Annotated in this window: 11 protein-coding genes; 4 read left to right on the top strand and 7 right to left on the bottom strand. The window is 47.0% G+C overall.

From position 1 onward, the window contains the following. Positions 1 to 34: 34 nt before the first annotated feature. The 7 genes from carA to grpE form a co-directional block, all read right to left on the bottom strand. Positions 35 to 1180 (bottom strand): glutamine-hydrolyzing carbamoyl-phosphate synthase small subunit, encoded by a 1146-nt coding sequence (gene carA / locus DET62_RS01230; protein ID WP_034820125.1) that lies wholly within the window; start codon positions 1178 to 1180, stop codon positions 35 to 37. 158 nt (positions 1181 to 1338) lie between these two features. After that, entirely contained in the window at positions 1339 to 2145 is an 807-nt protein-coding gene (gene dapB, locus DET62_RS01225) for a 4-hydroxy-tetrahydrodipicolinate reductase (protein WP_110012624.1), read from the bottom strand. Continuing rightward, positions 2145 to 3377 (bottom strand): dicarboxylate/amino acid:cation symporter, encoded by a 1233-nt coding sequence (locus DET62_RS01220; RefSeq protein WP_110012625.1) that lies wholly within the window; start codon positions 3375 to 3377, stop codon positions 2145 to 2147. Before DET62_RS01220 ends, dapB begins: the two co-directional genes overlap by 1 nt. Positions 3378 to 3506: 129 nt before the next feature. Further along, positions 3507 to 4343 carry a M48 family metallopeptidase gene (locus tag DET62_RS01215; protein WP_011234235.1) on the bottom strand — a complete coding sequence of 279 codons (837 nt, stop codon included), beginning with the start codon at positions 4341 to 4343 and terminating at the stop codon, positions 3507 to 3509. A gap of 46 nt (positions 4344 to 4389) precedes the next feature. After that, positions 4390 to 5544 (bottom strand): molecular chaperone DnaJ, encoded by a 1155-nt coding sequence (gene dnaJ / locus DET62_RS01210; RefSeq protein WP_034820113.1) that lies wholly within the window; start codon positions 5542 to 5544, stop codon positions 4390 to 4392. A gap of 102 nt (positions 5545 to 5646) precedes the next feature. Continuing rightward, positions 5647 to 7575, bottom strand: a complete 1929-nt coding sequence (gene dnaK, locus DET62_RS01205; RefSeq protein ID WP_110012626.1) for a molecular chaperone DnaK — start codon at positions 7573 to 7575, stop codon at positions 5647 to 5649. Between the two features lie 105 nt (positions 7576 to 7680). Beyond that, on the bottom strand, positions 7681 to 8346 hold the full coding sequence (gene grpE, locus DET62_RS01200; protein ID WP_110012627.1) for a nucleotide exchange factor GrpE: 666 nt from the start codon (positions 8344 to 8346) through the stop codon (positions 7681 to 7683). 142 nt (positions 8347 to 8488) lie between these two features. On the opposite strand from grpE, the gene nadK reads away from it, so the two are divergent. The 4 genes from nadK (at position 8489) to DET62_RS01180 (ending at position 14303) form a co-directional block, all read left to right on the top strand. Beyond that, entirely contained in the window at positions 8489 to 9367 is an 879-nt protein-coding gene (gene nadK, locus DET62_RS01195; protein WP_034820105.1) for an NAD(+) kinase, read from the top strand. A gap of 80 nt (positions 9368 to 9447) precedes the next feature. Beyond that, positions 9448 to 11112 carry a DNA repair protein RecN gene (recN, locus tag DET62_RS01190; RefSeq protein ID WP_110012628.1) on the top strand — a complete coding sequence of 555 codons (1665 nt, stop codon included), beginning with the start codon at positions 9448 to 9450 and terminating at the stop codon, positions 11110 to 11112. An 86-nt stretch (positions 11113 to 11198) separates the two neighbouring features. Continuing rightward, positions 11199 to 11549, top strand: a complete 351-nt coding sequence (bamE, locus tag DET62_RS01185) for an outer membrane protein assembly factor BamE (protein ID WP_110012629.1) — start codon at positions 11199 to 11201, stop codon at positions 11547 to 11549. Between the two features lie 30 nt (positions 11550 to 11579). Continuing rightward, positions 11580 to 14303 carry an insulinase family protein gene (locus DET62_RS01180; protein WP_110012630.1) on the top strand — a complete coding sequence of 908 codons (2724 nt, stop codon included), beginning with the start codon at positions 11580 to 11582 and terminating at the stop codon, positions 14301 to 14303. The last annotated feature ends 19 nt before the right edge of the window (positions 14304 to 14322 follow it).

Below are 14322 nucleotides of genomic sequence, written 5' to 3'. Positions count from 1 at the left end.
CTACGGATGACGGCATCGAATATCATTCGACGAATCAGGCTTTGGCCTGCATCAATTCAATAAATTGGTCAAACAGTTCACTGGCATCGTGCGGCCCAGGGCTTGCTTCAGGGTGCCCCTGAAAACTAAAGGCCGGCTTATCTTTGCGGCGAATACCCTGCAATGTGCCATCGAACAAAGACACGTGAGTCACTTCCAGGTTATCCGGCAGCTGCTTTTCATCAACGGCAAAGCCATGGTTCTGACTGGTAATCATCACCCGTTTCGTTTTTAAATCTTGTACCGGGTGGTTAGCGCCGTGATGACCAAACTTCATTTTCATGGAGTGCGCGCCACTGGCAATAGCCAATAATTGATGACCAAGGCAAATACCAAAAATTGGAATGTCTTTATCCAATAAGGCTTTGATTGCTGTGATCGCGTAATCGCAAGGCTCAGGGTCGCCCGGACCATTCGATAGGAAAACCCCATCGGGTTTTAATGCCAGTACATCCTCGGCCGACGTTTGAGCCGGTACGACTGTAATCTTACAGTTTCGGTCTGCCAGCAAACGCAGAATGTTGTGTTTACAACCATAGTCGTAAGCGACTACATGGTATTTATTCTGCTCTGGTTTGGTGTGGCCTTCGCCAAGCTGCCAGCTGCCGCCCTGCCAGTCGTAAGGCTTATCGCAGCAAACTTCTTTCGCAAGGTCCATTCCTTTTAAGCCCGGAAACTTCTGAGCCAGTTCCTGCGCTTTATTTTCATCCAGCTCGCCAACCATAATGCAGCCATTTTGCGCACCTTTCTCGCGCAGAATGCGAGTTAAACGACGCGTATCAATATCTGCAATGCCCACCACATTGTGACGTTGCAAGTAAGCGCTTAGCGTTTCCTCACTACGGAAATTGCTGGCTTTCATTGCCAAATCTCTAATGATAAGTCCTTTCGCCCAAACCTGATCAGACTCTGCGTCTTCAGAGTTAATACCGGTATTGCCTATATGGGGATAAGTGAGAGTAACGATTTGTTCTGTATAAGATGGGTCAGTAAGAATTTCCTGGTAACCTGTCATGGCCGTGTTGAAGACCACTTCGCCGACTGCAGAGCCTTCGGCTCCGATAGCGGTTCCGCGAAACACGGTCCCGTCAGCAAGCACCAGAATCGCTCGTTTAGCGGATTGACTCGCTAGAATACTCAAGGGCAACCTCCGTACATAAAAAAACGGGTAAATCAATAATTTGACTTCCCCGTCTTGCGTCCTGAACCGCGCGTTTTGCCAAATCACGCCGGCCTTCGGACTGATTCAGGCAAATTCCCGCCATTCTACGAAATATTACGAAAACCGTCCAGCGGTATTTATTGCTTGAGCATGCGTTGCAGTATGTCCTGCAAATTCAAGGTGTCCTGCAGGCTATATAAACCGGGCGCTTGTTCGTCGAGCCACTTAGCGGCACGTAAGGCTCCGTCGGCAAAAGTTTTTCGATTGCTGACACGGTGTCCAATCTCAATGCGTTCACCCGCAACCGCCAGAGTGACTTGATGTTCACCGATAATATCCGCTGCCCGCATTACAGAGAAGCCAATGCCATCGTCGCTACGCAGACCGTCAGAGCGGATACCGTCGTTAACCTGTTCCCAGTTTTGCTGCCGGCCTTTTGCGGCAGCCTGCCCCAAACTCAGCGCCGTTCCGGACGGGCCATCTTTTTTGTGCCGGTGATGCGCCTCGAAAATCTCAATATCAGCATTGGGTAATGCAGCACTGCTTAAACCAACCAGCTGTTCAAGCAAAGCAATGCCAATGCTGGTATTACTGGCATACAGCACCGGCACGGTCTCGGCCGCCTGAGCCAGACGTTCTTTCTGTTCTTCGTTTAACCCCGTCGTACAAACAACAATAGGCAATTGATATTGTTCAGCAAGCTTCAGGTTTTCAGTGAGTGCTTCAGGCAAAGAAAAATCAATAAGGACATCAACCTGCTCGGGCTGCAACTCATCGGCACTAATAAAATGAACGGGCTCGTTCTCTGTCGCACTGTCGCCGTAACTGTTGCTGCTTTTTCTGACAATGGCTGCACCCAGCTTAGCTTGGTTATCATCCGCCAAAGCCTGAATAACGGCTCTGCCCATTCTTCCCGAGGCTCCGAATACGCCCACATTAATCATTATTTTGACTCCGTCGCTAAATGAGTTTGATTGTCCAACAGGTTTTCGCTTCGCGCAACAACTCTAGAAACCATCATATCGCCGGTCACATTAGTCAGGGTTCGGGCCATATCAATGATGCGGTCAATAGCAGCGATAAACGCAATGCCTTCTAAAGGCAACCCAATAACATTAAGGGTAACAGTTAACATTACCAGAGCAGTACCCGGTACGCCCGCAGTTCCCACCGAAGCCAGCGTTGCTGTTAGCATGATCAAACCATAATCCATCCACTCTAACGGTATTCCGTAGAGCTGCGCAATAAAAATAGAAGCAACAGCCGGATAAATACCACCGCAACCGTCCATATTAATGGTGGCGCCTAAAGGCAAAACGAAGCTGGCGTAATCCTTCGAAACCCCCAAACGTTCGGTGACAGCCCGGTGCGCTGCCGGTAAAGAGCCGAATGAACTGCACGTGGTAAAGGCGACAATCTGTGCATCAAATATCGCTTTGAAGAATTGCCAGGGGCTCATGCCGCCTGCAGTACGAATTAAACCACCGTAAACCACGACTATGTGGATAAGACAAGCCAAATAAATAACACCAACAAATTTCGCCAGAGGCAGCAAGGTACTAAAACCGTATTCACCAATAACCCAGGACATTAAGCCAAGTACACCAACAGGCGTTAACTGCAGCACCATACGGGTAATTTCATACATGACTTCAGCGCCTGATTTTATCGTCTTACGCAAAGGCTCGCCTTTGCCTTTTAAACGCTGAATAGCAATACCGACCAAAGCAGCAAAAACAACGATTTGCAGTACATTACCTTCGGTTAACGCTGCGAAAGGATTACTCGGCACAAAATTAAGAAAAACTTGGGCGATGCCGGGAATTTGCTTTTCATTTTGCTCCGTTGCGGTCAAGGTGGCTACGGGGCTCATATCAATTACACTGGCCAGAGTTAAGCCGATAGCGCTGGCAATCACCGCAGTCAGCATAAATAAGCCAATGGTTTTAGCACCCAAACGACCTAATTTCTTACCATCATTCAAATCCGTAATGGCGCTAACAATGGCACAAAAAATAAGCGGCGCGACCAGCATCTTAATGGCTTTTATAAATAAATCACCAAGAGGCTTAAGCGCAACGCCAACTTCGGGAGCCAGCCCACCTATAAGCATGCCTAATACAAAGGCACCTAAAACACGTTGCCAAAATGGAATTGCAAACCACGCTTTAAACATAATTCCCCAGCCGCTTTATAAAAAATGGGAGCTAGGGTAAAACGTTAAAGAGAAGGTCAAAAAGAATAAATTGAACTAGGTTATAACCTTTTGAAAGGCAGAGGGAACGGAGTCATTCCCTCTGTTACTTTATGTGTTTGAACTGCCAACCGATGCCGGACGTTGACAGTCTGGCGTATTCCCCGCGGCACGAGCCGCAGAATAACGCTCTTGCAACGACGGAATCAGCGCTTCAAGGTCTTTAATCCGAGTTTGGGGATTCGGGTGAGTTGACAACAGCTCGGGCGGCGACTCACCGTCTGAGGCCGATTGCATATTACGCCAAAGCTCAGGAGCCTCTTCCAGTTTGAAGCCAGCGTCAGCCATATATTCCATCCCCAATTCATCCGACTCCGATTCATGAGTGCGTGAATAAGGCAGCAGGATACCAACCTGAGCTCCTACGCCCAACGCGGCCATTAATAAACCGGCTTTATCGTTGTCCAGTTGAGTACTGGCGAGAATACCGCCAAGCTGTAAGCCAAGCCCGACCATCATGTTGCTGGAGATGCGTTCATTACTGTGCTCAGCAATAACGTGGCCAATTTCATGCCCAATAACTGCAGCAAGCTGATGCTGGTTTTCGGCAACCTCTATCAGGCCGTCGTATACGCCAATATAACCACCGGGCAGAGCGAAAGCATTGACCGTAGGCTCTGCAAAAACAGTAACTTGCCAGTCCATCTGACTATAATTTCCTGGCAAATTTTCTATTAATGCATCGCTGACACAACGCACGTAAGCATTGACCTCAGCATCGTCATTAATTTTCTGTTCTTCGCGCATTTCTTCGTAGGAGGCAGCCCCCATTTTATTCAATTCGCTACTTGAATAAAGTTGCAACTGCGAGCGTCCCGTCGGAGATTTTGCACAACTGGCCAGTACAACCAACGTACAGGCACTTAACGCTACTGTCTTCCAATTCATTGACTGCCTCCGGTCTTTTAACTCACTTATTATAGTGATAGACAATCTAGCTACGTAAGTCATCAAAGAATTGTTTCACGCCGTCGAAAAAACCTTTTTCTTTGGGTCGGAATTTTGCAGCTTCATCGCCGGTACCCATTGAATCCTCGAGCTCTTCTAACATGTCACGTTGCTTAGATGACAGATTTACCGGGGTTTCAATTACCACTTTGCAAATTAAGTCGCCAACTTCACCCGTGCGGACTGACTTAACGCCTTTACCACGTAACCGAAAATGCTTACCCGTTTGTGTTTCTTTAGGCACTTTCAGTTTTACTTTGCCATCTAAGGTTGGCACTTCAATGTCGCCACCCAGAGCAGCTTTAGTGAAACTGACAGGCACTTCACAGAACAAGTTATTGCCGTCGCGGGCAAAAATAGGATGCTCCCGTACGTGAACCTGAACATACAAATCACCCGCAGGCGCTCCGTGTTCACCCGCTTCGCCTTCATTCGCTAAACGAATGCGATCGCCGGTATCAACGCCAGCCGGGATCTTAACCGACAAGGTTTTTGTCTCTTCTTTACGGCCATGACCATGACATGTGCGGCAAGGATCTTTAATAATGGTACCCGTACCACGGCATTGAGGACAGGTTTGCTGCACAGCAAAAAAGCCCTGGCGCATCTGAATCTGACCTGAACCATGACAATGACCACAGGTTTGCGGCTTACTGCCTTTCTTCGCGCCACTGCCGTTACAGTCTCGACATTCCACTAAGGTAGGAATTTCGAGCTCAACAGTTTTACCGCGAACCGCTTCTTCCAGCGACATATCAAGGTTGTAGCGCAAATCTGCACCGCGTTGCGCGCGAGCTTGCTGACGTCTGCCACCGCCAAAAATATCACCGAAGACATCACCAAAGATATCAGCAAAATCAGCACCGCCACCGCCGAATCCGCCTGCACCATGGCCAGCTCCGCCCTGGCGTGCCTGTTCGAAAGCTTCATGCCCATATTGATCATACATCTGGCGTTTCTGAGGATCAGAAAGAACTTCGTACGCCTGCTTAATCTCTTTAAACTTAATTTCCATATCTTTATCACCCTCGGTTCTGTCCGGGTGATACTTCATCGCCATACGTTTGTAGGCTTTTTTAATGTCACGTTCATTGGCGTCTTTCGATACGCCCAGAACCTGATAAAAATCTTGCGTCGCCATAATTTCTTCGTCTTCTATCTGTGCTGTTTGTCAGCCTGATACAAATACACGGGTATTACCTTTCGGCAACACCCGTGTGCTTTTGCGAAGTTGCCTTAATGCTTACTTCTTATCGTCGTCTTTGACTTCTTCAAATTCAGCATCAACAACATCATCATCCGCTTTGGAAGACTGCTGTTCACCGCCAGCTGCACCTTCAGCACCTTGCTGTGCCTGTTGCTGCTGAGCCGCTTCCATCAGTTTCTGTGATGCTTCCATCAACGCCTGAGATTTCGCATCAATGGCTTCTTTGTCACCATCTTTAGCCGCCTGCTCTAACTCTTCACAAGCTTTCTCAATAGCGTCTTTGTCTTCCTGAGACAAGGCATCGCCAACTTCTTTCAGTTGATTACGGGTTGCGTGAACCAAACCGTCAGCCTGGTTACGTGCCTGCACCATTTCTTCAAATTTCTTATCTTCTTCAGCGTGCGCTTCCGCATCTTTAACCATTTTATCGACTTCAGACTCATCCAGGCCAGAAGACGCCTTAATGGTGATCTTCTGCTCTTTGCCGGTATCTTTATCTTTAGCCGATACGTGCAGAATACCGTCCGCGTCAATGTCAAAAGTGACTTCAATTTGCGGTACACCACGTGCCGCTGCACGAATACCTTCCAGGTTAAACTGCCCCAGAGATTTGTTATCCCCTGCGCGTTTACGCTCACCCTGAATAACATGAATGGTTACCGCGGACTGATTATCTTCAGCCGTTGAGAAGGTTTGCGATTCTTTAGTCGGAATCGTAGTGTTCTTCTCAATCAGTTTCGTCATTACGCCGCCCATGGTTTCGATACCCAGCGACAGAGGACAAACATCCAGCAACAATACGTCTTTAACATCACCTTGCAATACGCCCGCCTGAACCGCAGCACCCACTGCAACAGCTTCGTCAGGGTTCACATCGCGACGTGGCTCTTTTCCGAAGAAGTCCGTTACCGCAGCCTGTACTTTCGGCATACGAGTCTGACCACCGACCATGATAATGTCCTGAATGTCGCTGACAGACAGATCCGCATCGGCTAAAGCCTGTTTCAATGGCTCAAGCGACTTCTTGATTAAATCTTCAACCAGTGATTCCAGCTTCGCACGGGTCACTTTAATGGCCATGTGCTTAGGACCTGCGTTGTCTGCCGTAATGTACGGCAAGTTCACTTCGGTCTGCTGCGCTGACGACAGTTCAATTTTCGCTTTCTCTGCGGCTTCTTTAAGACGCTGCATAGCTAAGGGATCTTTACGCAAGTCCATGCCCTGGTCTTTTTGGAACTGCTCAACTAAGTAGTTGATTAAACGGTTATCAAAGTCTTCACCACCTAAGTGTGTATCACCGTTAGTTGCCAGTACTTCGAAGGTATGCTCACCTTCAACTTCGTCAATCTCAATAATAGAGATATCGAACGTACCACCACCTAAGTCATACACCGCAATCACGTTGTCGCCGGACTTCTTGTCCATGCCGTACGCTAAAGCAGCGGCTGTTGGTTCGTTAATAATACGTTTTACGTTAAGACCAGCGATTTTACCGGCGTCTTTGGTTGCCTGACGCTGGGCATCGTTAAAGTATGCCGGTACAGTAATTACCGCATCCGTTACTTTCTCGCCCAGAAATTCTTCGGCGGTCTTTTTCATCTTTTTCAGGACTTCCGCAGAAATTTGTGGTGGCGCTTTTTTGTCACCATCAATTTCTACCCATGCGTCACCGTTGTCAGCCTTAACAATTTTGTAAGGCATAATGCCGATATCACGCTGTACTTCTTCGTCCTGAAAGCGACGGCCAATTAGGCGCTTAATCGCAAACAAGGTTTTATTTGGGTTGGTTACTGCCTGGCGTTTTGCCGGTGAACCTACCAAAATTTCGCCATCGTCAGTAAATGCAACTACTGACGGCGTTGTACGGTCGCCTTCGCCATTTTCAATAACGCGAGCTTTGCCACCATCCAGTACAGCAACGCAAGAGTTTGTTGTACCTAAATCTATACCAATCGTTTTACCCATGATTCGTCTCCAACTTCTGATTCATGTAATTTGTTTCGTTACCCCTTATCTGGGGTGCCTATGTTCGAATTTCAATACCCAACACAGGGATAATTTTCGATTTTGTTACGCTTTTGTATCCACACCCGAGTTCGAGTTACGCGCAACCATTACCATTGCCGGACGCAACAGGCGTCCATTCAGCTCGTAGCCTTTTTGCATTACCGCCATAATAGTATTGTTCGGATGCTCATCGGATTCCTGCATCGACATGGCCTGGTGTTGATCCGGATTAAAGGCTTCGCCTTCTGCACCAATTGCTTTTACACCAAACTTTTCCAGCGTTGAGGTTAAGCTTTTATAGGTAAGCTCAATCCCTTCTACAAAGTTTTTGTTCGCTTCATCTTCTTTATCAGCCAGCTGTAAAGCACGTTCCAGGTTATCTACCGAAGTCAGTATTTCATTAGCAAACTTCTCCAGCGCAAACTTATGTGCTTTTTCAACATCCTGACTGGCCCGACGACGCACGTTTTCCATTTCAGCCTGAGTGCGTAGTACCGAGTCGCGTTGATCATTCACTTTCGCTTCTGCTTTACTTAAAGCCAATTCCAGTTCAGCAATGCGATCCGTTTGATCCGATGACTGTCCCGCAGTTTCTGCTTCATCAGCTGCTACATCTTGTTGCAACGCCTCTTCAGCTGCCTGTGCTGCTTCCTGTTCAGCTTTTTGCTGCTCTACAGTCGGCTCATCAGCCGCTTCATTTTTCTGTTTCGAATCGTTTTTATCGGTCATAAGTGACTCTCTTTAACCAGTTTAAAATTAAGGTTGCAGGATTAATGGGGGCAAGTTTTTTTCTTTCAAGGGGATTTCTCTTACTTGATAAATTTTCTTGCTCATCGTAGCGTAAGCACACGAACGCATAAGGATCCCGTTAATGAGCGCTTTTACAAAGATTGGGTTACTCGGCAAAGCCGACGACCGCGGTACCCAGTTAACTTTAGAAACAATTACCACGGCTTTAATTCATCGTGGTTTTGCGCTGTGTCTGGAGGCACGTACGGCGGAGCAATTAAACCTGCCGGAAGAGGTTGAGACGCTGAGCCTGCCAGACTTAGGTGAATGGGCCGAAATTGCTATTGTCGTCGGTGGTGATGGCAACATGCTGGGTGCTGCCCGCGCCTTATGTGAATATGATATCGGTGTTATCGGCGTCAATCGCGGCAATTTGGGCTTTTTAACCGACTTAGACCCTGACGAAGTTATGACGCCTTTGTTGTCTGTGCTCAATGGAGACTACCACGTAGAGGAACGTTTCCTGCTCTCAGCTGAAGTCATTAACAAAGGCAGCTCATCAGGTACCGGCAGAGCAATTAATGAAATTGTTCTGCACTCAGACAAAGTCGCGCATATGATAGAGTTTGAACTCTATGTAAACGACCATTTTGTTTTTAGTCAACGCTCTGATGGTTTAATTTGCGCCACACCAACCGGCTCTACCGCCTATTCATTATCAGGCGGCGGCCCTATTTTGCATCCCGGTCTGGACGCAATGACTCTGGTGACTATGTTTCCCCATACTTTAAGCAGTCGCCCAATTGTCGTCGACGGTAACAGTGAAGTCAGATTAAAGGCCGCTTTTGACAATGACTTGCTGCAAATCAGTTGCGATGGGCATGTCAGGATGACAGTTCACCCCGGCGACGATGTCATTATAAAAAAATACCCGAAAGCCTTACGTATGATTCATCCGATTGACCACAACTACTACCACGTATTACGCAATAAACTGGGCTGGGGTAGTCGACTTTTTTAAACGGGATACTTGCATTTCGACGCAGCTACTGTATAAATACTGTATAACCTGTATATATCAACAGTATTGGAGCGAAGATTATGTTATCCCAATTAACTATTCGCAACTTTGCAGTCGTTAAATCTTTAGACATTGAATTTCACAACGGCATGACCGCTATCACCGGTGAAACCGGCGCCGGTAAATCTATAGCTCTGGATGCCTTGAGCCTTTGCCTGGGTAGTCGGGCCGATGCTAACTGGGTTCGTCCGGGCCAGGAAAAAGCGGAAATTACAGCTGTTTTCGCTTTGGAAGATGCCAGCCCCGCCCATCAGTGGTTAACTGAAAATGAGTTTGATGCTGATGATGACTGCGTTTTACGTCGGGTTATTCAGCGCGACGGACGCTCCAAAGCATGGATTAACGGAACACCGGTTCCCGTCAGTCAGCAAAAATCCCTGGCACCTCTGTTAGTTAACATTCATGGTCAGCACGAACACCAATTATTGTTAAAAGAAGAGCATCAATTAACGCTACTCGATAGCTACGCCCGCCATCAGCACTTATTAGACAAAGTCCAGCAAGACTATAAAAACTGGGCTTCAGTTGAGAAGCAATATCAGAGCTATCAGCAACAAAAAGAAGAACTGGAAGCCCAGCGTCAATTACTTGAATATCAGGTTAACGAGCTGAATGAGTTTGCTCTGGAAGATGGTGAATTCGAAGAACTGGAGCAAAAACACAAACGCTTAAGTAACAGCAAGGTTTTACTCGAAGCCGGTGTGTTTGCTTTAAATGCTCTTTACGAAGGGGAGCACAATAACGCGTCCAGCCTGGTTCAGTCAGCCAGCCAACGCTTAGCTGAAGCTGAAGAGATGGATACCGCGCTTTCTCCTATTAACCAGTTACTGCAACAGGCGAAAGTACACATTGAAGAAGCGGCGCTTGAATTACGCCAGTATCAGGACGACTTAGAGCTCGACCCGGGCGAACTCCAGATTATAGAAGACCGCTTAAGCGCCGCTATTCATTTAGCGAAGAAGCACCAGATACCCGGCTCGGAACTGAGCCAGCAACACAAGAAGTTAATAGATGAGCTTGATAATCTGGAACAAGCCGGTGAACAAGCCGAGAAACTTGACGAAGACCGACAGCAGGCCCGAAAAATCTACCGTGAGAGTGCCCTTAAGCTTTCCGCTAGCCGGGAGCAGGCAGCTGCGGAATTAAGTCAAAAAATAAGCAGCTCGATGCAAGAGTTGAATATGCCCCATGGTCGTTTTGTTATTCAGGTTGAACATGATGCCAGCGCCCGGGCTACCCGACTGGGTACCGATGAGGTCGAATTTCTGGTCACAACCAACCCGGGACAACCCATACAGGCGCTGAATAAAGTCGCTTCCGGGGGTGAACTTTCGCGAATTAGCCTTGCCATACAGGTGATGACCGCAACACAGAAAACGGTTCCTACCATGATGTTTGATGAAGTTGATGTTGGCGTCAGTGGCCCTACGGCATCAATAGTGGGTTCTATGCTTCAGGCTTTGGGGAAAACCTCTCAGGTTATTTGTGTTACCCACTTACCACAAGTCGCGGCTAAAGCTCATCAACAATTGCAAGTGAGCAAGTCAACGGATGGAGCCGAAACTGAAACCGCAGTGGTTGCGTTATCGAAAGAACAAAGAGTTGTGGAGCTGGCACGCTTATTGGGCGGCGACAAGGTCACCGACATGGCGAAAGCTAACGCGAGAGAATTACTCGCCAGTTAAATTCGTTCTATACTGGCGTTCGGGTAAGTCATTGTTTATCATCGACGCCAATACAATCAATTGAGATTAATTTTAATAGGTATTTCATGTCAAGATTTGGAGTTTTTCTAGTTGCCGTTATAACCTTAAATGGCTGTTCTCTTCTCGATAAAATGGTATATCGCATTGATATTCCTCAGGGAAATTATCTTGAGCAAGACGATGTCGACAAATTGCGTATAGGAATGACCGAAGAACAAGTGGTTTTTGTGCTGGGAACCCCTGTTGCGCAGAACAGTTTTGACTCTGACCGCTGGGTATACCTTTATAAAATGGATCCCAATTCAGGTGAGGATTACCGTAAAGAACTGGTACTAACCTTCAACGACAAGCGCTTGCAGGATTTTAAAGGCGACTTTGATAAACCAGAAGACTTTAATCAGGCACTGGATCAGTAACTCGCCTCGAAATCTACATCAAGGAGAATTATGGCGAACTCTTCACCTAACGATGAGGTCGTCCGTGTTGTCCGAAGTTCTGGAGACAAACGAGACTATCAGCACTTGACATTAGAGAACCAGCTTAAGGTGTTGTTGGTTCACTGCCCTGATAGCCAGAAAGCCGCGGCATCTGTCGCGGTAAATGCCGGCCACTTCGATGACCCTGAACATACTCAGGGTTTGGCTCATTTTTTAGAACACATGTTATTTTTAGGAAGCCAGGCGTTTCCTGAACCCTCCGCTTTCGGACACTTCTTAAATTTGCAGGGTGGCCAGCACAACGCCTGGACCGGCACTGAATTTACTAACTACCACTTTGACTGCAATGCTAATGCACTGCCACAGGCGCTGGAATTTTTTTCCGCTATGCTGAAAAAACCATTGCTGTCGGAGAGTTGGATAGACAAAGAAATAAGTTCTATAGAGTCGGAGTTTCGCCTAAAACAGAATGATGAACTCCGACGCTTGTATCAGGTTCACAAGGTTACGGCTAACCCAAAACACCCTTTCAGTCAGTTTTCTGTGGGCAATCTTAATACTCTCAGACACGATGAGCACGGTACCTTAAAAAGCAAATTGCAGCTTTTTTTTAATGAGCATTACGTAGCGCAAAGAATGCGGCTGGTCATTGCAGGGCCTCAATCTATTGCTGAACTTAAGCAATTAGCACACCGCTACTTCGCTGACATTAAGCAGCAACTCACTAAAAAAACTTCTATTAATGCTCCTCTTTATCGCAAGGAACAAAAAGGAGTATGGATAAAAGTTAAGCCCATCAAAGCAGCTTACCGTCTTATTTTGACACTACCGTTACCGAGTATCGACGCAGACTACCCGCATAAAACCACCAGCTTTATTGCGCATTTATTGGGCTACGAAGGTCCGGGAAGTTTATTTAGTTCGTTGCGTTCGAAGGGTTGGGTCAACTCACTTTCAGCGGGCGGTGGCATTAGTGGTAGTAACTTCAAAGATTTTAATATTAATATCCAGCTTACTGAGTCTGGACGCCACAGAGTTGAACAGGTTGTTCAGTGGGTTTTTGCCTATATACGAAAAATAGAAGCTGACGGGGTCGAAGACTGGCGCTACAAAGAGCGCCGTATTACCACAGAAATGAGTTTTCTTTATCAAGAGCCGACTCCGGTCGGAGAATTGGCTAACCAGCTCGCCGTAAACGCTTTTCACTATAAACCGGAAGACACTCTCTACGGTGATTATCGTATGGATGGGTTAAATCATTCCTATGCAGCCAAAACCCTGCAGCAGATGACCGCTGAAAATGCGCGTATTACTCTAATTGCTCCTGATGTCCGTACGACTGACGTCGCGCCGATTTATCATACGGAATATAGTTTGAACCCTATTAGCAAAAAACAGTTTCAGCTATTTTTATCAACACCGGATGACTTCAACTGTCAGCTTCCTAAGCCGAACCGTTTTCTCAACTCCCGATTTAAACCTTTACCTCTGGAGTCTGGTGGTTCTTTGCCAACACGATTAGAAGACAGCGCGCAGTTACAACTATGGCACCTGCAGGATCGTGATTTCCGGGTGCCCAAAGGGCATATCTACTTGTCCTTAAGGTTACCCGCGGTAACCAATTCAGCTTTTCACTTCGCTATCGCCAGATTATGGTCTGAGCTTATGATAGATGCGTTAAATGACGACTTGTATGACGCCGAAGTCGCTGGCTTGCACTTTAATATTTACCCGACTCAAAATGGCATAACGATACATACAACCGGGCTTTCTGCCGGTCAAATTCCGTTAATGCAACACCTTATCCGGCGGGCTGTAAAAACTCGTTTTGCAAGACGCCGCTGGCAGGATCTAAAGCAAAGTCTGCTAAGTAACTGGCACTCCGCTCATCAGAGTCAACCACTGAACAAGCTTTTTGCTGAACTGAATCAGCAGTTGCAATCCGGTTTATTTCGGCTTAGCGATTTAGCCTGTGAACTGGAGAAGGTCTCTTTCCGTCAGTTTACAATAGAAGTCGCTAAGCTTTTCTCCCCAGTGCATGTTACTGCGCTAGCTCATGGCGACTGGCAAAAAGACGATGCTCTGGAGCTGGGACAGCTTATTAAAAATAACCTCCCTGACCAGCGAAGCGTTCCCAACAGAAGACTTCCGGTTAAACGTGTCCGCGATTTTTGTTCGCAGCAATTAATTGTTCCTGCTGAACACTCAGATACCGCTATTTTGCTTTATTTTCAGGGCGAAGATGATACTTCAACCGAGCAAATCAGCTTTATGCTCTTGCAACAGTTAATTCATCAACCGATATTTCAGGCTTTACGAACCGAACAACAACTGGGTTATGCTGCCGGAAGCCAGTACTTTCCGGTACAACGTCTACCCGGAATCTTATTCTTCTTACAGTCCCACGAGTTTGATGCCGATAAACTTTATCAAGCAATACATGACGTGATTAACGTGCAACTTGCTGAGCTTGAGGATCTGACACTGAAAGAATGGCACCACGCTAAGTCAGTACTTAACCAGCAAATTAAGACAATTGATCGCAACTTAAGGGTTCGCAGTCAGAGACTTTGGGGCGCTATTCAACTCGCCGATACAGGGTTCAACCGCCAGCAAGAACTCCTCAGTGCGCTGGAACATTGTCAACTCAGTGACTGGCTGGAACGAATAAAACTGCGTTTAGGTGATAAATCGCAAGCGCTAAGGCTTCAAACCCAAACTCTGACCGAGTAGAATAGTCTTTGACAGTAAG

It is taken from the genome of Idiomarina sp. H2, assembly GCF_004364275.1.
GTDB lineage: Bacteria > Pseudomonadota > Gammaproteobacteria > Enterobacterales > Alteromonadaceae > Idiomarina > Idiomarina loihiensis.
The sequence above is the reverse complement of the archived record's forward strand: the minus strand, read 5'-3'. Positions and strand labels throughout refer to the sequence as shown.